15 protein-coding genes and 1 pseudogene are annotated in these 19,609 nt (G+C 67.7%); 1 reads left to right on the forward strand and 15 read right to left on the reverse strand.

Going from position 1 to position 19,609, the window contains the following annotated elements; translation table 11 throughout:
- Positions 1 to 288: 288 nt before the first annotated feature.
- The 6 genes and pseudogenes from sdhC to CS062_RS22500 form a co-directional block, all read right to left on the reverse strand.
- Positions 289 to 759 carry a succinate dehydrogenase, cytochrome b556 subunit gene (gene sdhC / locus CS062_RS22480; protein WP_099863845.1) on the reverse strand — a complete coding sequence of 157 codons (471 nt, stop codon included), beginning with the start codon at positions 757 to 759 and terminating at the stop codon, positions 289 to 291.
- Between the two features lie 45 nt (positions 760 to 804).
- The gene (locus CS062_RS27075; protein WP_233218215.1) at positions 805 to 1,131 is read right to left on the reverse strand and encodes a hypothetical protein; all 327 of its coding nucleotides are present in this window, start codon (positions 1,129 to 1,131) and stop codon (positions 805 to 807) included.
- 94 nt (positions 1,132 to 1,225) lie between these two features.
- Positions 1,226 to 1,426: pseudogene (locus tag CS062_RS27400) on the reverse strand (helix-turn-helix domain-containing protein); the annotation flags it as partial.
- Positions 1,427 to 1,475: 49 nt separating this feature from the next.
- Positions 1,476 to 2,933, reverse strand: a complete 1,458-nt coding sequence (adeC, locus tag CS062_RS22490) for an AdeC/AdeK/OprM family multidrug efflux complex outer membrane factor (protein WP_438270496.1) — start codon at positions 2,931 to 2,933, stop codon at positions 1,476 to 1,478.
- A gap of 1 nt (position 2,934) precedes the next feature.
- Entirely contained in the window at positions 2,935 to 6,117 is a 3,183-nt protein-coding gene (locus tag CS062_RS22495) for an efflux RND transporter permease subunit (protein WP_099863850.1), read from the reverse strand.
- 19 nt (positions 6,118 to 6,136) lie between these two features.
- A complete protein-coding gene (locus CS062_RS22500) occupies positions 6,137 to 7,324 on the reverse strand; it encodes an efflux RND transporter periplasmic adaptor subunit (protein WP_099863851.1) in 1,188 nt (395 codons plus the stop codon).
- Positions 7,325 to 7,461: 137 nt separating this feature from the next.
- Between CS062_RS22500 and CS062_RS22505 the strand changes: the two genes are divergently transcribed.
- A complete protein-coding gene (locus CS062_RS22505) occupies positions 7,462 to 8,115 on the forward strand; it encodes a TetR/AcrR family transcriptional regulator (protein ID WP_099863853.1) in 654 nt (217 codons plus the stop codon).
- Positions 8,116 to 8,220: 105 nt separating this feature from the next.
- Here the strand turns inward: CS062_RS22505 and CS062_RS22510 are convergent, their stop codons facing one another.
- The 9 genes from CS062_RS22510 to CS062_RS22550 all read right to left on the reverse strand — a co-directional run.
- Complete coding sequence (locus CS062_RS22510) at positions 8,221 to 9,471, reverse strand: hypothetical protein (protein ID WP_099863854.1); 1,251 nt, start codon at positions 9,469 to 9,471, stop codon at positions 8,221 to 8,223.
- Between the two features lie 84 nt (positions 9,472 to 9,555).
- Positions 9,556 to 9,987 (reverse strand): ExbD/TolR family protein, encoded by a 432-nt coding sequence (locus CS062_RS22515; protein WP_175538449.1) that lies wholly within the window; start codon positions 9,985 to 9,987, stop codon positions 9,556 to 9,558.
- 12 nt (positions 9,988 to 9,999) lie between these two features.
- The gene (locus tag CS062_RS22520) at positions 10,000 to 10,428 is read right to left on the reverse strand and encodes an ExbD/TolR family protein (protein ID WP_091732187.1); all 429 of its coding nucleotides are present in this window, start codon (positions 10,426 to 10,428) and stop codon (positions 10,000 to 10,002) included.
- A gap of 25 nt (positions 10,429 to 10,453) precedes the next feature.
- The gene (locus tag CS062_RS22525) at positions 10,454 to 11,305 is read right to left on the reverse strand and encodes a MotA/TolQ/ExbB proton channel family protein (protein WP_099863855.1); all 852 of its coding nucleotides are present in this window, start codon (positions 11,303 to 11,305) and stop codon (positions 10,454 to 10,456) included.
- Between the two features lie 102 nt (positions 11,306 to 11,407).
- The gene (locus CS062_RS27325) at positions 11,408 to 11,989 is read right to left on the reverse strand and encodes an ABC transporter substrate-binding protein (RefSeq protein ID WP_143742459.1); all 582 of its coding nucleotides are present in this window, start codon (positions 11,987 to 11,989) and stop codon (positions 11,408 to 11,410) included.
- A 637-nt stretch (positions 11,990 to 12,626) separates the two neighbouring features.
- Positions 12,627 to 13,394, reverse strand: coding sequence for a 2OG-Fe(II) oxygenase (locus CS062_RS22535; protein ID WP_143742460.1), 768 nt, complete (start codon positions 13,392 to 13,394; stop codon positions 12,627 to 12,629).
- 53 nt (positions 13,395 to 13,447) lie between these two features.
- Positions 13,448 to 16,189, reverse strand: a complete 2,742-nt coding sequence (locus tag CS062_RS22540; RefSeq protein WP_099863860.1) for a TonB-dependent receptor — start codon at positions 16,187 to 16,189, stop codon at positions 13,448 to 13,450.
- A 440-nt stretch (positions 16,190 to 16,629) separates the two neighbouring features.
- Positions 16,630 to 18,642, reverse strand: coding sequence for an ABC transporter ATP-binding protein (locus CS062_RS22545; protein WP_099863861.1), 2,013 nt, complete (start codon positions 18,640 to 18,642; stop codon positions 16,630 to 16,632).
- A 13-nt stretch (positions 18,643 to 18,655) separates the two neighbouring features.
- Positions 18,656 to 19,609: ABC transporter permease (locus CS062_RS22550; protein WP_143742461.1), on the reverse strand; the 954-nt coding region annotated here is incomplete at its 5' end.

The following is a 19,609-nucleotide window of genomic DNA, read 5'->3' on the forward strand; positions in this document are numbered from 1 at the left end:
ACCGAAGGCGGCGCGCGACGCGGGACGGTCGGGGCCACCGCGGGTGCGCCGTCCGCGCCGGCCGGCAGCCCGCCGTTGATCCAGGGGCGGTAAGTCGAGCAACCGGCCAGCGCCGCCGCCAGCACCAGCATTCCGAGACGTCTTCCGATTCCCACGCGCATCACCTTCAAGGGCTGACTCCATGCCGCAATGCGGGCGGGGATGAGCCGCCGATCGCATCGGGCGCGGAGCATCTCATATTCCGTCCACCCGCGAGCGAAGCGGCGCGGGCGCCGATCCATCGAGCGCTCAATAGAGCGCGAACGCCTTGGCGCCGACCGCCAAGGTCACCGCCACGCTCACGACCAGCACCCATCGCGCGGACCGCGATGCCCGGCGCTTCTCCACCGCGCCATGATTCAGGTCGAGCCACACGAAACGGAGTCCCGCCGCCAGGTGGTGCAGGAAGGCCCACAGCACCAGCAGCAGCAGCAGCTTCACCAGCCAGCCAGGCACGAAACCCCAACCGGTCGAGAACACCGCCGTCATCCGTTCGTAAGCGGTCTCGGAGGCGAGCGCCGCGTCAAATCCCCAGACCATCAGCGGCAGCAGCAGGACCAGGAGCAGGCCGCTGACGCGATGCAGCAACGACACCCAGGCGGTGACGGGGAATCGGGTCATATAGGCCAGCAGCTGCGCAGGCCCGACGTTCGTGTGCGCTGGACGCGTTGTTTTCTTCATGGATGACAGTCCTTGCAAATCATGGGTCATGGCGCTCATCGGACCCAGTCCATGGCGGATCACATCGCGCCGCGACGAGGCGGCTCACGCCGGACGGAGCCGATCCGGCGTCGGTCCGGCGCCGACCAGCCGGCGGAAGGCCTGCGCCAGCGCATGCTCGCCGGCGATGTCCCTGGGCATGAAGGCCATGAACTCGATCAGCGAGCCCATCAACATGGCATGCGCGAGCTGTATCCGGTGCCGCCGGGCGACGCTGCCCAGCACCTCCCGCCGGGCCACGCAGTGCCGGGCCAGGAACCAGGTGACCGCCACCCGCACGCGCGCCATCCGCGCCCGCGCGGCCGGCTCCGACGCGTTGAACAGCAGCGTCACGCAGAGGCCGCGCAGGCGCTCCTGGGTCACGCAGGCCATGACCCCGCGCCAGCGTGGCGCAGGGATCCTCCCAGGACTCGCGCCGCAGCTGCTCCAGCGGCAGCGTCGTCGCCGCGAGCGACTCCTCCACCAGGACCTCCTTCGAACGGAAGTGCCAGTACACCGCGCCCCGCGACACGCCCGACGCCGCGCACACCTCCTCCAGCGTCATGTTGCGGATGCCGCGCTCCTGAAGCACGCGGATCGCCGTCGACAGCAGCATCGACCGTCGCGACGGGCGGCCACGCGGCGCGGGCGCCGAGCCCGCCGGTTTCGTGTCGCGTTCCGGATTCATGGATGCCCTCCTGGTTGTCAACGCGGTCCATCGCGACCTCTGCCTGCGCTCAGCCCTTCCAACCGCCGCCAAGCGCCTTGTAGAGCGTCACGCCGTTGGTCAGCCGCGAGAGCCGCATGCCGATCAGCGTCTGCTGCGCGCCGTACCAGGTGCGCTGCGCATCCAGCACGTCCAGGTAGCTGTCGACGCCGCGCACGAAGCGGGCATCGGACAGCTTGAGCGCGTCGCCGCTCGCCTCGACCAGCGACTGCTGCGCCTGCAGCTGACTGCTCAGCGCCTCGCGCTGCGCCAGCGCATCCGCGACCTCGCGGAAGGCGGACTGGATCGCCTTCTCGTACTGCGCCAGCGCGATGTCGCGCCCCGCCACCGCGTTGTCCAATCCGGCCCGGTTGGCGCCGCCGTCGAAGATCGGCAGGCTGATCTGCGGCAGGAAGGTCCAGCTCCCCGACCCGCCCTTGAACAGGCCCGACAACTCGCCGCTGCCGCTGCCCGCCGAGGCCGTCAGGCTGATGCGCGGATAGAAGGCCGCCCGCGCCGCGCCGATGTTGGCCGTCGCCGCCTTGAGCTGATGCTCCGACTGCAGCAGGTCCGGCCGCCGCAACATCAGCGCCGACGGCAGTCCTGCCGGCAACTCCGGCAAGGCATTGAGCGAGTCCCCCAGCGCCCGCGGCGCCAGTGCCTCCGGCACCGGCGCGCCCAGCAGCAGCGCCAGCGCGTTGCGATCCTGCGCGACCTGGCCGGTGTAGCGCGCCACATCCACGCGCGCGCTGTCCACGCTCGTCTGCACCTGCCGCAGCGTCAACGCCGACGCGCTGCCCAGTTCGAAACGCCGCTTCGTCAGCGCGTAGGTGTCGGACTGGCTGCGCAGCGTCTCCCGTGCCAGCGCCAGCCGCTCCAGGTCCGCCGCCCAGGTGAGGTAGGCCGTGGCCACCTCGGCCACCAGCGAGATCTGCGTGCTCCGCCGCGCCTCCTCGGTCGACAGGTACTGCTCCAGCGCCTGCGCGCTCAGGTTGCGCACCCGGCCGAACAGGTCCAGCTCGTACGCGCTGACGCCCAGCGTCGCGCTGTATTGATGACTGGTCACCGCCTCGCCGGTGCCGGACAGGCCGGCCGGCGTGCGCGTGGCGGTGCTGCTGCCGTTGGCGCTGAGCGCCGGCAGCGTGGCCGCATCCTGGATGCGGTACTGCGCGCGCGCCTGCGTGATGTTGAGCACCGCCACCCGCAAGTCGCGGTTGTTGTCGAGCGCCAGCTCGAGCAGTCCGAGCAGCCGTGCATCGGCGAAGAAGCTCCGCCAGCCGACGTCGCTCGCGGCGACGCCCTCCGCGGGCGCCTCCGCGGGCGTGTCCGCGGGCGTGTCCGGATAGCGCTCGGGCACCGGCGCGGCGGGGCGCTCGTAGCCGGGCGCCAGGTTGGCGCAGCCGCCGAGCAGCAGCGCGGCGCTCAGCGCCAGCAGGGCCGGAACGACCGCCGGCATGCGCTTCGGGTTCAGGGAGTTCAGCCGGGACATGTCAGTGACCCTCGTTCAGCAGGGGAGTGTTGGCGGTGGCCGGCGAGGTCGACGACGGCGGCGAGGGAGGATCGGCCGGCTTTCCGCGCGCGAACAGGCCCTGCACGACGACGAAGAACAGCGGCACGAAGAAGATCGCGAGGACCGTGCCGGACACCATGCCGCCCACGACCGCCGTGCCCAGCGCGTTCTGCGCGCCGGCGCCAGCGCCCTTGCTGAGCATCAGCGGCAGCACGCCGAGGATGAAGGCCAGCGAGGTCATCAGGATCGGTCGCAGGCGCATGCGGGCCGCGGCGATCGCAGCCTCCAGCGTGGACAGGCCCTGCGCATGCAGCTCCTTCGCGAACTCGACGATCAGGATCGCGTTCTTCGAGGCCAGTCCGACCGTCGTCAGCAGGCCGACCTGGAAGTAGACGTCGTTCATCTTCCACGTCAGCAATGCCCCGGCGAGCGTGCCCAGCACGCCGAGCGGCACCACCAGGATCACCGAGAACGGAATCGACCAGCTCTCATACAGGGCCGCCAGGCACAGGAACACCACGAGGATCGATACCGCATACAGCAATGCGGCGTGACCGCCGGCCTCGCGCTCCTGGCGCGAGACGCCGGTCCATTCGTAGCCGATCCCCGCCGGCAGCTCGGCCGCATGGCGCTCGACCAGATCCAGCGCCTGGCCGCTCGACATCGCGCCCGGCAGCGCCATGCCGAGGATCTCCACCGACGGCACGCCGTTGTAGCGCTCCAGCCTGGGGGACCCGATCGTCCAACTGGCCGTCGCGAAGGCGCTGAACGGCACCATCGCGCCGCCGGCGTTGCGCACATACCAGTGATCGATGTCCCCGGGCAGCATCCGGAACGGCGCGTCGGCCTGCATGAAGACCTTCTTCACCCGGCCGCGGTCGAGGAAGTCGTTGACGTAGTTGCTGCCCCAGGCGGTCGAGAAGGTCGCGTTCACGTCGCTCATCGACAGGCCCAACGCGCCGACCTTGTGCTCGTCGATGTCGAGCCGGAACTCGGGCGTGTCCTCCATGCCGTTGGGACGCACCGCGACCAGCCCCGGCTCCTTCATCAATGCGCCCAGCAACTGGTTGCGGGCCTGCATCAGCGCGGCATGGCCGAGGTTGGCGCGGTCCTGCAGCATCAGGTCGAAGCCGCTGGCATTGCCGAGTTCCGACACCGCGGGCGGCACGATGGCGAAGACCGTCGCGTTGCGGATCTTGGACAGCGTCTCCATCGCCCGTGCGGCGACCGCGGCGGCCTTCAGCTCCGGCCGGACGCGATCGCCCCAGGGCTTGAGCTTCACGAATGCGAAGCCGGCGTTCTGGCCGCTGCCCGCGAAGCTGAAGCCCGCGACCGAGAAGATCGAGTCCACCGCGTCCTTCTGCTCCACCAGGAAATGGTGGTCCACCTGCTTGAGCACCTCCTGCGTGCGGGCCTGCGTCGCGGCCGGGGGCAGTTGCACCAGCGTGAAGAGCGTGCCCTGGTCCTCCTCCGGCAGGAAGCCGGCCGGGATCTTGCTGAAGACGAAGCCCACCACCGCCACCAGCACCGCGTAGCCGGCCATGTAGCGCCAGCCTCGGCCCAGCATGTGCTGCACGATGCCCTGGTAGCGGCGGTTGCCGCGATCGAAGGCCCGGTTGAAGGCGCCGAAGAAGCCGGTCGTCGCCAGCGCATGGCCCTTGGCCACCGGCTTGAGCAGCGTCGCGCACAGGGCCGGCGTCAGGATCATCGCCACCAGCACCGACAGCGTCATCGCCGACACGATGGTCACCGTGAACTGGCGGTAGATCACGCCCGTCGAGCCGCCGAAGAAGGCCATCGGCACGAACACCGCCGCCAGCACCATCGCCACGCCCACCAGCGCGCCGGTGATCTGGCCCATCGACTTGCGCGTCGCCTCCAGCGGCGTCAGTCCTTCCTCGCTCATCACACGCTCGACGTTCTCGACGACGACGATCGCGTCATCGACCAGCAGGCCGATCGCCAGCACCATCGCCAGCATCGTCAGCGTGTTGAGCGAATAGCCGAAGACCGCCAGAACGCCGAAGGTGCCCATCAGCACCACCGGGACGGCGATCGTCGGAATCAGCGTGGCGCGGAAGTTCTGCAGGAACAGGTACATCACCAGGAAGACCAGCACCACGGCCTCGATCAGCGTCTTGATCACTTCCTCGATGGAGATGCGCACGAACGGCGTCGTGTCGTAGGGCTTGATCACCTTGACGCCGGGCGGGAAGAACTTGCTGAGCTCGTCGAGCTTCGCATCGATGCCCTTGACCGTGTCGAGCGCATTCGCGCCGGTGGCCAGCTTGATCGCGAGACCAGCCGCCGGCTTGCCGTTGAAGTGGGCCACGGTGGCGTAGCTCTCGCTGCCCAGCTCGACGCGGGCCACGTCGCGCAGCCGCACCGCCGAGCCGTCGGCCTGCGTGCGCAGCAGGATGGCCTCGAACTCCTCCGCCGTCTTCAGCCGCGTCTGCGCGGTGATGGTGGCGTTGAGCTGCTGCGCCGGCACCGCGGGCAGCCCGCCGAGCTGGCCGGCCGAAACCTGCGCGTTCTGCGCCTGCACCGCCGTCTTCACATCGAGCGGCGTCAGCTTGAAGCTGTTGAGCTTGCCCGGATCCAGCCAGATGCGCATCGCGTACTGCGAGCCGAACAGCGTCGTGTCGCCCACGCCTTCCACGCGGCTGATCGGGTCCTGCACGTTGGCCGCGACGTAGTCCGACAGGTCGGACCCGGTGAGCCGGCCGTCCTCCGAGATGAAGGCCAGCACATTGAGGAAGTTGCTGGCCGACTTGGTGACCTGCACGCCCTGCTGCTGGACCTCCTGCGGCAGCAGCGGCGTTGCCAGGGCCAGCTTGTTCTGCACCTGCACCTGCGCAGTGTCGGGATCCGTGCCTGTCTCGAAGGTCAGCGTGATCGTCACGCTGCCGGTGGACTCGCTGGTCGAGGCGATGTAGGAGAGGCGGTCCAGCCCCTTCATCTTCTGCTCGATGACCTGCGTCACCGTGTCCTCCAGGGTCTTGGAGGAGGCGCCGGGATAGTTGGCCGAGATGGCGATCGCGGGCGGCGCGATCGGGGGGTATTGCGCGATGGGCAAGGTCAGCACCGCGACGGTGCCGGCCAGCATCGTGATGATGGCCAGGACCCAGGCAAAGATCGGACGGTCGATGAAGAAGCGTGCCATGAAGGTCTCCGTCCGAGGCTCAATGCGCGGCCGCGGCACTCGCCGCGGCGGTCGTCACGTCGGCCTTCACGGCGGCCGCCTTGACCTCGACGGGCTGCCCAGGACGCGCCTTCTGCTGGCCCTCGACGACCAGCCGGTCGCCCGCCTTCAGGCCGCTGCCGACCAGCCATTGGTCGCCGATCGCGCGCTCCGTCGTCAAGGTGCGCTGCGCCAGCTTGCCGTCCCCGTCCACGACGAAGGCCACCGGCTTGCCGGTGCTGTCGCGGCTGACCGCCGGCTGCGGGACCAGCACGGCCTGGTCGAGGACGCCTTCTTCGATCACTGCCCGCGCATACATGCCGGGCAGCAGGTCGCCGCGCGGGTTCGGGAACTCGGCCCGCAGGGTCACGGCGCTGGTGTTCTGGTCCACCGTCACTTCGGAGAACTGCAGCTTGCCGGCCTGGGGATAGACGCTGCCGTCCTCCAGCAGCAAGCGCACCGTCGCCGTACCGCTCTTGAGCCGGCCGTTCTCGAGCGATCGCTTGAGCGCCATCAGCGTGGCGCTGGACTGCGTCACGTCGACGTAGATCGGATCGAGCTGCTGCACCGTCGCCATCGCCGCCGCCTGGTTGGCGGTGACCAGCGCGCCTGGCGTCACCGTGGAGCGGCCGATGCGGCCGCTGATGGGCGCCGTGATCCGGGTGTACGCCAGGTTGATGCGCTGCGTCTGCAGCGCGGCCCGGGCCGCGGTCACGTCGGCCTCCGCCTGAAGCAGGCTGGCATCGGCATCGTCGGCATCCTGCTGGCTGACTGCCTTGATCGAGGACAGCTCCTTGTAGCGGCCGGCCTTCAGCCGCGCCGACACCAAGGTCGCCTCCGCCTTGGCCAGCGCGGCCTGTGCGTTGTCGACGCTGGCGCGGTAGGTCGCGGGATCGATCTGATAGAGCAGGTCGCCGGCCTTCACCTCGCTGCCTTCCTTGAACCGGCGCTCCTGCACCAGGCCGCCCACCTGCGGCCGCACCTCGGCGACGAGCGCCGCCGTCACCCGGCCCGGCAGCTCGGTGGTCAGCGCCAGGCGCTGCGTCTGCACGGTCGTCACCGCCACCTGCGGCGTGCCGGTGCCGCCCATGTTGGGCGGATGCGGAGGCTCGCCGCACGCGGCGAGGGCCAGTGCCGCGACGGCCGCCAGCAGCGCCGTGGGCAGGAAGGGATCGGGACGGATGCTCATGGCGGACCTCCAGGTCGAGCGGTCTTGGTCTTTTCTAAACAGTACCGAACGGTTCGGTATTGGCGGGCGGATTATTGGATTGACAGTTCCCGGCTGTCAAGAAAAAATGGACCGATTGGTACGGTTAAGGAGTTGTCGTGAAAGTCCGCACGGAAGCCCGCCGCGAGGCCATCCTGGAAGTGGCCTCGCAGGTGTTCCTGGAGTTCGGCTACGAGCGCGCGTCGATGGCCGAGATCGTCAAGCGCATCGGCGGATCGAAGTCGACGATCTACGGCTACTTCGCGTCGAAAGAGGAGTTGTTCCTCGCGGTGACCGCGGCGGCCGGCGATCGGCACATGGCCACAGCGCTCGCGGAGATCGCGGAGTACCGCGGCGGCGACCTCGAGGCGACGCTGACACGCTTCGCCGAGAAGCTGACGGCGTTCCTGACCAGCGACGAATCGGTGTCGGCGCACCGCATGGTGCTGGGCGCGGCCGGCCACTCGGACATCGGCCGCATGTTCTACGAGGTCGGCCCGCAGCGCGGCATGGAGGTCATGACGGAGATGTTCCGGCAGGCGGTGGAACTCGGCGAGCTGCGCCGCGAGGACCCTGGCCTCCTGGCCCAGCACTTCGGCGCGCTGGTCAACGCGGAACACTACCACCGGTGGTTCCACCGCGATCTCCCGCCGCCGAGCCGGTCCGAGATCAAGCGGGCCGCCCGGCGCGCGGTGGACGTGTTCCTGAGGGCCTACGCCCCCGCCGGCGCGCCCACCGCCCCTCCCCGCGGCAAGGTCGCGCGACCGTCCTGATCGCCCTGGGCGGAGCGAGCGCCCATGAAAAAAGCGCCGACGTTGCCGTCGGCGCTTCTTGGTGTTTGACCGGCGCTGCGATGAGCGCCGGGAGGTCTGTCGCGATCAGTGCTTCGCGCTGCGCGCGTACACCGACCACAGGCCGGCCAGGTCGGCCGAGCCGTCGGTGCCCTTGACCGTGCGCCACGTGGCTTGCGCCTTGGCCTTGTCGCCGGCCAGGAACTGCGCCAGGCCCAGGTAGAGCTTGGCGTCGTCCGGACGCTTCAGGTTGCCCTTGGCGATGCCTTCCTCGATCAGCTTGATGCCGGCGGCGGCCTGGCCGCGCTGCACCTGCGCGAAACCGACCTTCACCAGCTCGTCGCCTTCACGGGCGCCACGGGCGGCCGTCTCGGCGGCGGCGGCACCGGCCTTGGCCTCGGCGATCCGCTTCTCCAGCAGGTCGGCCAGGCGCTTCGGACGGCCGTTGTCGTCGGTCGGCTTCAGGACGCCGGCGGCGAAGCCCTTGTCCAGCACCTTCTTGCCTTCGTCCGGATAACCGGCCGCACCGGCCAGCTGCGCCAGCTCCATGTAGTCGTTGGCGCCCTGCATGTTGTCGGTCACCAGACGCAGGCGCAGCACGTCGACCTGGTAGCGGCCGGCGGCGAAGCCCTTCTTGCTCTGCAAGGTGCCCAGCGACTGCGCCCACAGCTTCTGCGTCGGGTAGTAGTTCAGCAGCTTCTGGATCAGCGCCGACTCGGTGGCGCCGTCGCCCTTCTTGTTGGCGGCCCACAGCGCGGTGTTGAGCTTGTCCTGGGACGGCGTGCGACCGGCCTTCTCGTCGGCGGCGATCTCGGCCAGCGTGTCCTTCAGCACCGTCGTCACGTCACCGGAACGCAGCTGCGCGGCGCTCTGGATCTGCTTCATCGTCGGGCTGTTGCCACCGGCGGCGTTGTACTTGTTGACCCACTCCAGCGCCTTGGCGCCGTTGCCCGCGCGCAGGTAGGTGCCGGCGATGGCTTCCATCGTCAGCAGCTTGTTGGCTGCGGGCATCTTGCCGGCGGCGCTCAGCGCGTCATAGGCCTTGGCCATGCCATCGGCATCGCCCAGGCGCGAGGCGGCGGACAGGCGCAGGCCCTCCAGCGTCGCGTTCTCGTCGGCGTTTCGGCCGGGGACGGCCTCGGCCTCGCGGATCTTGGCCATCGCTTCCTGCGCCTTGCCGGCCTTGAGCAGGTCGGACGCGGCCTTGAGCGCGCCACCGACTTGCGGGCGCACCTGCGCGGCGGCCTGGGACAGGACGCTCAGGCTGCCTTCGGGCGTCGTGCCCAGCACCAGCGCGGCGGCGCCCACGGCGGCGGTTGCCAGCAGTTTGAGTTTCATTCGCTTGCTCTCCTACGAAGAAAAACGCGCCACCCTCGCGGGCAGCGCGTTCTGGTCAGACACCAATCAGACAGGCATCCGGTCTCAGTTCAGGAACTGCTCGTTCCCGACCATCGCCATCTTCTTGACGCCCAGGCGCTGCGCCGACGCCATGACGTTGGCGACATAACCGTACTCGGCCAGCTTGTTCGGCTTGATGTGCACTTCCGGCTGGTCCGGAATCGCCGCGATCTCGGCCATCTTGGCCTCGAGCGCCGCGTGATTCGGCACTGCGGCGCCGTCCCAGAACACCGTGCCGTCGAAGTCGATCGCCACTTCGTGGACGATCGGCTCGGTCGGCGGCGTCTGGTTGTTCGGCGGCGGCATGTCCAGGTTCACCGAATGCAGCTGGATCGGGATGGTGATGATCAACATCACCAGCAGCACCAGCATCACGTCGATCAGCGGCGTCGTGTTGACGTCCAGCATGGTTTCGGGATCGTCACCACCACCGGAGCTTCCGACATTCATACCCATTCTTCAGCTCCTTCAGCCACCACGAGCCGGCGGCTCGGTGACGAACTTGATGGACATGATGCCCGCGCGCTGGCACGCGACCATCACCTTGCCCACGTTCTCGTAGCGCGATTTCTCGTCGCCACGGATGTGGACTTCCGGCTGAGGATTCAGAACCGCCACCTTCTTCAGGCGCGCCACCAGCGTTTCCGTATCCGGAATCGGCTGCACGCCCCAGTAGATGTCGCCATCCTTGGTCACCGCGATTTCGATGTTCTCCGGCTTGGTGACGCGGACGACGTTCGTCTCCTTCGGCAGGGTCACCCCCACCGACTGCGTCACCACCGGCACGGTGATCAGGAAGATGATCAGGAGCACCAGCATCACGTCCACCAGGGGCGTGGTGTTGATGGTCGAGACCACCTCGTCGTCGCCACCGGACGAACCTACGTTCATCCCCATATTGCGTCTCCGGGACTGCTGTGGATTAGCGGCCGGCGACCTTGCGGCTGCCCATCAGGACGCCGTGCAGGTCAGCAGCGAAGGCACGGACTTGACCCATGACCGACTTGTTGCGGTTGACCAGCCAGTTGTAGCCCAGCACGGCCGGAACGGCCACGCCCAGACCGATGGCGGTCATGATCAGCGCGGCGCCCACGGGGCCGGCGACCTTGTCGATCGATGCCTGACCGGCCACGCCGATCTGGGTCAGCGCCTGCAGGATGCCCCACACGGTACCGAACAGGCCGATGAAGGGGCTGGTCGAGCCGACGGTGGCCAGGAAGCCCAGGCCTCCTTGCAGGCGCGAGTTCACTTCGCTGACGGCGCGATCGATGTTCATCGTGACCCAGGTGTTGTGGTCGATGTTCTCGGTCAGGGCGCCTTCGTGGTGCTCCGAAGCTTCCACGCCGGTCTGGGCGATGAAGCGGAACGCGCCGGTCTCGCTCAGGCTCTTCAGGCCTTCCTGCAGGGAAGCCTTCTTGAAGAACGAGGCACGGACTTCCTTGGCTTCACGGGCGATCTTGGAGGTGTCCCAGAGCTTCGTGAACAGGATGTACCAGGAACCCATGGACATGATGGCCAGGATGGCCAGCACGGCCTGGTCGACCACGTTGCCGTGGGCGACGATGTTGCCCAGGCTGTAGGGGTTGTCGACCGGCTTGGCGGCGGCCGGTTCGGCGACGGCGGCGGGAGCGATGTCGGCAGGAGCGGGAGTGGCTTCAGCGGCGGAGGCGGCGGCCGAGGCAGCCTGGTCCTGCGCTTGGGCGGCCAGCGGGGAGACGGCCAGGGTCGCGGCGCAGGCGACGGCCGCAAACAAGGCAGACAGACGAGAGATCATGGAGTTAGCTCCTACGCAAAAAGTCTTGAACTCAGGTTGAGGGGTCCGGAGCGCGTCGGGCGCTCCGTATTCAGTCGATCGCGGGTCGGACGGTCCCGCGGATCATTCCATGTTGAACACGAATTCCTGTTCCAGGACCGCGTCCACGCATTCATAGGTCTCCGACAGCGTCGAGGTGATCGCGTTCTTGAGCGCGCGATCCGCCTTGCGGTCGTTGGCGCCACGCAGGGTCGCCAGGGAGATCTCGACCACCTTGCCACCCTTGACGGTGAACGTGGCCTTGTAGCTGGCGGTGCCGCTCCAGTTGAGCGCCGGCATTTCCGGCTTGCCCATCTTGTTGCAGCTGCCGATGGCCGAGCGCACCTTCGGTGCCGGCGGTGCCGGCGGCGCGGGAGCGGCCGGCGGCGGTGCCGGACGGAATTCCTGCGCCGGCGGCGGCGTCGTCGACTGCACGGCCACCGTCTGGGTCGGCGGCGGCGGGGCCGTCACGACGACTTCGGGCGGCGGCACGAACGGCGGCGGCGGCGCCTTGATGTCCGGGGGCGGCGGCACGACCTTCTCGGGCGGCGGCGGCGGTTTGACCTTTTCCTCGACGACCTTGACGTCGATCGGGCCCTTCACCGCCTCCTTGATCTTCGTCGCCAGGCCGCTGGCCAGGGCGCCGACGATCAGGACGTGGACCAAGACAACGAGGCCGAAGCCCGTCAGGCGCGATGACCCGCCTTTATCCTGCGCAAAGTTCATGCGCGCTCCTTCATCAAACTGCGAATTACTTTCATCGAAGCTACAAGGGGAGTTCGACTCAACACAGCGTCTGGTCGGATCAGGCGTTCGCGCCGCAACCTGGGGTCAGCAGCGCCTGTCTTGCCGGCTGTGCGAGCGACGGAAGCGAACGGTGCCAAGCCGCCGAAGCGCCACGGACCGCCGACCCGCCGAATGCAGGATGGACACACGAAGACTCGAAAACCCAGGGCACGATACGAACCCGACTCAACAAAAATGCCCGTCAGCTTGTGGCCGCGGGCGTCTCAAGGATCAGCCTGAAAGCTGTAGGAAAACTACAGATTTCGGCCACCTTTCACGACCTTGATCATAAACGACATGCACAAGCCGCAAGCCATGGGGTTTGCCCGACCATGCGCGCATCGCCCGTCGCACGGATCACCTGCGGTTACAGGCGGCACCGTCGCCGGCGGGTCGCCCCACCGATCCTGGTATTCTACTGGTATGGCCTTCGCGGTCCTTCTTCTGGCTGCTAGGGCTAACCCGCGAACAGGTTACGGAACGAACAGTCCCGGTAGGCAAGCAAGCCGCGTGCCTTTCACGCCGCAATGAGCCATCCGGTGATCGCCTGCCGCTCCGCCATGGCGAATGGCGGCACGTAGGAGACGAAATGTCGCTGGGGGACTGTGAACAGCGACAGCGAATTGAAGTGGGGAAAGAAGGTGTCGAGCACCGACCCGTCCTCCGCGGTGAAGTGGAGCATCCCACCCCAATCCGGCCGCCAGCGCGGCGTGAGGTTGATCACGTAGGCGATCCGCCGATCCTCGCGCTCCACATGATCGTCGTGGGTGGTGAGGAAGTTACCGCGGGAGTACATCGTCGCCTGGGCGAAGACGCCATTGATTTCAGGGTCACCGCTCAGCTCGCGCATCCGCGACAGGAACGCGTCGTCCGCCATCCAGCGCATGAACCGGGCCAGCAGGTCGGAGCGGCCATCCTTGACCGCGCGAACCAGCGAGTCGGAGAAGAACGAGAACTGGAAGCCCTCGCGCGCGATCCCGTGGATACCCTCGGTCAATTGCATGCGCTGCTGCGGCGTCAGGGCACGCAGTTGGTCGCCGGTCAGCCGGCGGTCGCCCGTCGCGTCGCGATAGACCAGTTCCCAGTCGATCGCCTGCAGCGCCCGGTCCAGCGCCTGGGCCACCTGCGGGGTGAAGAAGTCCCGGATCAGCACCCTGCCCTCGGTCCGCAGCGTGCGGCCCAGGGCGGCGAAGTCCAGCGTGGGATTCAGATAGTCCATGGGGTCCTCGGCGGGTGGCCCACTGTAATGAATCGGCGTGATCTCATGATCGCTGTTGGCGCCCAAAGAGAAGCAGGCCCCGGAGGGCCTGCGTTGTCCGGTCGGGAGACCTAAGGGGATCAGAAGCGATAAGTGCCGCGCACGTAGACGGTGCGACCCTTAACGTCGGCGTAAGTCGGGTCGAAACCGACCTGGAAGTAGTCCTCCTGGACCGTGACCGGTGGCTTCTTGTCGAACAGGTTACGGATGCCCAGCGTGAAGACCATGTTCTTCACTCCCTTGTAGGTGCCCTGCACGTCGGTGAGGTCATAGGCCTTGACATGACGCACCTCGTCGTAGTCCTGGTACCCGTTTTGACGGAAGTAGCGGGCGCCGACCCCCCAGTTGCCCAGGTCCCAATCCAGCGTGAAGGTCTGCTTGAAGCGGATCACCGGGCCGCCCACGGCGTACTTGCCAAGGTTGTCGATGGTCTCGCCGGAGATGATGTTGGTCTCCGTGCTCTTGGTCAGGATGGTGCCTTCCCAACCCGGGGTGAAGGTGCCCCAATCGGAGCGCAGACGGGTCCGGGCGCTCAAGTCGAAGCCCTTGACACGGGCCTGACCGACGTTTTCAAGCGACGCGTTGACGAACGACAGATAGCCGGTGGAGGCGTCGCGCACCAAGCGGTTGGCAAAGACCGAAGAACTGGTCGTCGGGCCCGTCTGGTTCTTGAACCAATCCTTGAGGATGTCGTCGCCCGTCAACGCGCGGATGCCGTTGGTGATCTTGATGTCGAAGTAGTCGATCCCGATGGTCGTGTCCTTGATCATTTCAAAGACCAGGCCAGCCGTGAACGTCTTGGACTTCTCCGGCTTCAGATTGGCGTTGCTGTTGTTCACGGCGGTCAGCTGCGTGTTGCAGTTGTCCGTCGGGGCGCCGGGCAGGCTGCACCCGCCGGTGACGGAGCCATCCGGGTTGGTACGGCGATTGATGAAGTCGTAGAACGGATCGTTGTAGTTGCTACCTGTGTTTGTGCCGGCGGACGGCGCATACAGGTTGTCCAACGCCGGGGCGCGGAAGCCCTTGCCAGCAGAAGCGCGCAACAGCACGCCGCTCATTGGCGTGAAGCGCACCGAGAACTTCGGACTGGTCGAGGAGAGGCTCGGCGAAGTGAAGCTGCCATCGCGAGATTCGCCCTTCGTGCCGCTGTACTTGTCGTAGCGAACGGCCGCATTCAGCTCAAGCATCTTGTGTACGGGGAAATTCGCTTCGGCGAAAACACCGCTGACATCGCGCTGGCCGGTCACGGCACCAGCATTGCCCGACCCGCCGACGATGTCGCCCGAGCCGGCGATGTCGGAGTAGCCGTCGTGGTACTTCTCCTTCCGGAATTCACCGCCGAACGCAACGCCTGCGTTACCGCCACCGACGTTGAAGAGTTCGCGCGACAGCGTGAAGTCCACGCCAGTGTTGCTGGTCTTGGATCTGCGGTTATTGCCCGATAGCTCGGCGCTCTTGAGCGCCGCAAGGCCGGCAGCGTCGTTCGGGCCGAACGGATTGATCAGACCGGTGGCAAGGGCCTGGACCAGCTTGGTATCCGAGAAGATGCCGCTGACAAAGTCGTCCCGAGCCTTTCCTTCGGCATAGACGAACGCGGCCTTGTAGTCGAAGCCGGCAAGCGTACCTTCGGCGCCGGCGACAGTGCGCAGTACTTCGTTGGTCACCTTGTCACGGCGCTGACCGCCGTCGACCATGCGCCAAGAGATCTGCAGAGGGCCGCGATAGCCCGGCGCCTGGCCTGCAGCGATCAACGCGGCGTCGACCGCCGCGGTCGGGTACCACTTGCCGCCAACCGGGTAGAAGTAAGGTGGCTTGCCCGTGGTGGTCGACGGCGTCTGCGACGAGCCCAGGATGATTTCGTTGCGGCTGTAGGCCACTTCGGCGAACAGCGTGTGGTCCTGGGACGGAGCCACAGTGGCCTTGACCAGTGCGCCATAGCGCTCCTGCTCCGGCACTAGGTCGATGTAATGTGTGTAGTCGTAGCGGCAGTTGGCGGAGCCGGCATAGGAGTCAGGCGGCGCGCAGTTTGGGAACCCGGCGGCGCCAGGAACATATAGGTTGCCACCAGGCGCGCCGATCAGCGTCGCATTGGCGGGGAATGTATTGCCCGAGTCCTTGACGATGCCCAGGTCCGGACGGTTACCCGTGGACGCATATGCGCGATCCTTCGCGCGGATGGGGTCGTACTTCTGGTAATTGAAGGTTCCCAGGACGTTGAACTTGTCCTTGCTCAGATCACCGAAGCCCAGGCCGCCCGCCAGCGAGAACACGTCACCAACGGTATGAGGCGATTCCAGGCCAACGGAGAGTTCGCCGCCCTTCCAGTCCTTGCGGGTGATGAAGTTGATCACGCCGCCGATGGCGTCGGAGCCGTAGGTCGCCGAGGCGCCGTCACGCAGCACTTCGATGCGTTCGATGGCGGCGAGGGGGACGGAGTTCAGGTCCACGCCCTGGCCCGAGAACGGGTAGGTCGGCAGACGCCGGCCGTTCAGCAGCACGAGGGTGCGGGCGCGGCCCAGGCCGCGCAGCGAGGCACCGGTCTGGCCGGTGGCGGAGGAGTCGCCGATCGACTGCCCCATCGCGATGCCGCCGCCGTTGTTGTAGCTGAGGCGGTCGACCAGTTCCTGCACGTTGGACGCGCCGCTCTTGTCGATGTTGTCGCGGGTAATGACGCTAACAGGCAGCGCGGTCTCGGCGTCGATGCGCTTGATCGAGGTGCCGGTGATCTCCACCCGGTCCAGTTGCTGTTGAGCCATCGCCGGGGCGGCGATCACGCCGAGGGCAAGCAGCGCGGCGGTGTTGACGCTCTTTCGTTTGAACATGAGGACTCCTTATCCAGAAACACTTTTGGCTTGTTCCCGGGAACACGGGCGACCGAGGTCCGGTCATTGCCCTCCGAGCGGTGTTCCCGGGTCAGGGCGGCGCCAGTTTGTTGTCGGCTTCGCGAAGGAATCCCCCGTAATCTCCCTATGCAGCTTTTGGCTAGCCTGTTTCTGCCGGTAAAACGCGGGTAAACACCGAAGGGCGCTCAGCGACCGGCGTTGCAACCGCGCTACGCGCGAGTAACGCCCGAATCGGCATGTCCAGAGATGTAGGAAGACACGATTTGCACCAATATCGTGCGCAATCATCACGACAGCGCGCGAACTTCGCCCGAGCGCATGATGTGGGCGCAGATTCCGGTCAGTTTCTATGTGCCGGAACAGAAATCCAACCGCCAGGTCGCCGCGAAATTCCGTTCTGCACCGGAACGATGCATGGCTCAGGCGATGGACCGGTCAGCCACCCGCGGCACCGCTGCCAGCAGCGCGCGGGTGTAGTCCTCACGCGGTTGTCCCAGCACCGCGTCGCAACTGCCCGACTCCACGATGCGGCCGGCCTGCATCACTGCCACCTCGTCGGCGATGTACTCGACGACGCCGATGTTGTGGGTGATGAACAGGTAGGAGAGCCCGCGGCTGCGCTGGAGTTCGCGCAGCAGGTTCAGGATCTGCGCCTGGACCGACACGTCCAGTGCCGAAGTGGGTTCGTCGCAGACGATCAGGCGCGGCTCGACGGCCAGGGCGCGGGCGATCGCGATGCGCTGACGCTGGCCGCCGGAGAACTCGTGCGGGAAGCGGGCCAGCGCGTCGCGGCGCAGGCCGACCTGGTCGAGGAGTTCATGCAGCAGCGCCAGGCGTGCCGGCGCGTCGAGTTCCGGCCGCAGGGCCAGCAAGCCTTCCTCGAGGACTTCCTGCACCCGCAGCCGCGGATTCAGCGACGCGAACGGGTCCTGGAAGATGATCTGCACCTGCCGGCGCGCTTCCCGGAGCGCGTCGCCGTCGAGTTGGAAGAGGTCCTGAGGCGCCCTGCCCTGCGCCACGCCGGTCGCGGCCCCAGCCGGCGCGACGGGCGGATGCAGCAGGGCCTGTCCGCCGATCACTGCGACGCGACGCAGCAGTTGCACGATGGCCTTGCCGGAGGTCGTCTTGCCGCAGCCCGACTCTCCGACGAGCGCGAGCGTCCTGCCGGCCTCGATCGCGTACGACACGCCGCCGACCGCATCGAACCAGCGCTTCGTGCCACCGAAGAACCCTCTTCCCATCGGATACCGCACCGTCAGATCCGTCACCTCAAGCAGCATCGTCGGCGACTGCGCGAAGCCGTCGGCGCCGGTGCCCCTCGAAGCGAATGCCGAGCGTGCGGAGGCGTCTGAGCGGAGAGGGGCACCGGTGCCGACGGCGCTCTCCCGACCCGCCTGAGCCCCCTCCCCTGCCTCCGCCCCGCCGCCCCCCACCGACAGGCCCGTCCCCGCCAGCCCCGCCGCCCGAAGATCCGCATAAAGCAGGCACCGCACCTCGTGCCCCGCCGGCGCATCCGCCAGTCCCGCGAGCACTGGCGGCGTCGATCCGCAGTGGGCCATCGCGCGATCGCAGCGCGGCGCGAAGCGGCAGCCGCTGAAGGCCTGCCACAGCGGCGGTACCGTCCCCGGGATGGCGGCCAGCGGTTCCCCGCGGCGCTGCGCGTCGGGCAGCGCGCGCAGCAACAGGCGCGCATAGGGGTGCTTCGGCGCGGCGAAGAACTCGGCGGCCGGCGCCACCTCGACGATCTGGCCGGCATACATCAGCGCCACTTGGTGGGCCATGCCCGACACCACGCCCAGGTCGTGGGTGATCAGCAGCAGCCCCAGCCCGCGCTCGCGCTGCAGGTCCTTGAGCAGGTCGAGGATCTGCGCCTGGATGGTGACGTCCAGCGCGGTGGTCGGCTCGTCGGCGATGAGGAAATCCGGCTCGGCCGCCAGCGTCATCGCGATCATGATCCGCTGCTTCTGGCCGCCGGACAGCCGGAACGGGTACTCGTCGATGCGCCGCTCGGGCTCGGGGATGCCGACGCGGCGCAGCCAGTCCACCGCCTTCTGGCGCGCGGCCGCGCCGCGCAGCGGCGTGTGGGCCTCGATCGCCTCGACGATCTGGTCGCCGACCTTCATCACCGGATTCAGGCTGGTGCCCGGCTCCTGGAAGATCATCCCGATGCGTCCGCCGCGCACGTCGCGCATGCGGGCCTCGCTCAGGTCGAACAGGTCCTGGCCGTCGAGCTCGAGCCGGCCGGCAGCGATGCGGCCGTTGTCCGGCAGCAGCCGCATCAGCGCCAGCGCCGTCATGCTCTTGCCGCAGCCGGACTCGCCCACCAGCGCGAAGGTCTGGCCTTGCGCCAGCGTCAGCCGCATGCCGTCGATGGCGCGCACCAGCCCGGCGTCGGCGTCCAGGTGCACATGCAGGTCGTCGATCTTCAACATGGCGTGGCGCCCCTCAGACGGTCTTGCCGGCCGACGCCGTGGCGGCGTCCCCGGCGGCCGGGTTCTTCTTCAGCGACAGCACCTGCGGTCGCAGCTTGCGCGCGCGCGGGTCGAAGGCATCGCGCACGCCATCGGCGAACAGGTTGGCCGCCAGCACCAGGCTCACCATGAAGCCGAAGGCCGCGGCGAAGCTCCACCACACGACCGGGTCGCGGCTCATCTCCGAGCGCGCCAGGTTGATCATGCCGCCGAAGCTGTTCATGCCCGGGTCCACGCCCACGCCGACGTAGGTCAGCACCGCCTCGTACAGGATCAGGTCGGAGAAGTTGAGCACCAGCGAGATCAGCACCAGGTGCATCACGTTGGGCACGATGTGGCGGACCATGATCGTCGTGTCGCGCACGCCGAAGGCGGTCGCGGCCTGCACGAAGTCGGCCTCGCGCAGCTTGAGCGTCTCGCCGCGCACCAGCCGGCACAGCGTGGCCCAGCCGGTCACGCCGAGGATCACGCACAGCAGGAAGATCTTCAGGTCGGCACGTTCGGCGCCGGTCTCGAAGGCCTCCGGATGCTTGTCCAGGAAGACCTGCACCATCAGCACGCAGGCCGCGATCAGCAGCACGTTGGGCACCGAGGTCAGCACCGTGTAGAAGTACTGGATCGCCTCGTCCACCCAGCCCTTGAGGTAGCCGGCGAGGATGCCCAGCACCAGCGCGAAGGGCAGCGTCGCCAGCGTCGACAGCGCGCCGATCACGAAGGCGGTGCGGATGCTCTTGAGCGCCTGGTAGAGCACGTCGTTGCCGGTCTGGTCGGTGCCGAACACGTGGTAGTGGCCCATCAGCGCGATCACCGGCCCGGCCAGCAGCGCGACGACCGACAGCGTGCCCAGCGCCGCGCGCCAGGGGTAATGCGTGCGGTCGCGCAGCAGATCGCGCAGCCCTGCCCCGAAGCCGCCATGGTGCGGCGCCAG

The organism is Roseateles chitinivorans (assembly GCF_002761755.1).
Taxonomy (GTDB): Bacteria; Pseudomonadota; Gammaproteobacteria; order Burkholderiales; family Burkholderiaceae_C; genus Roseateles; species Roseateles chitinivorans.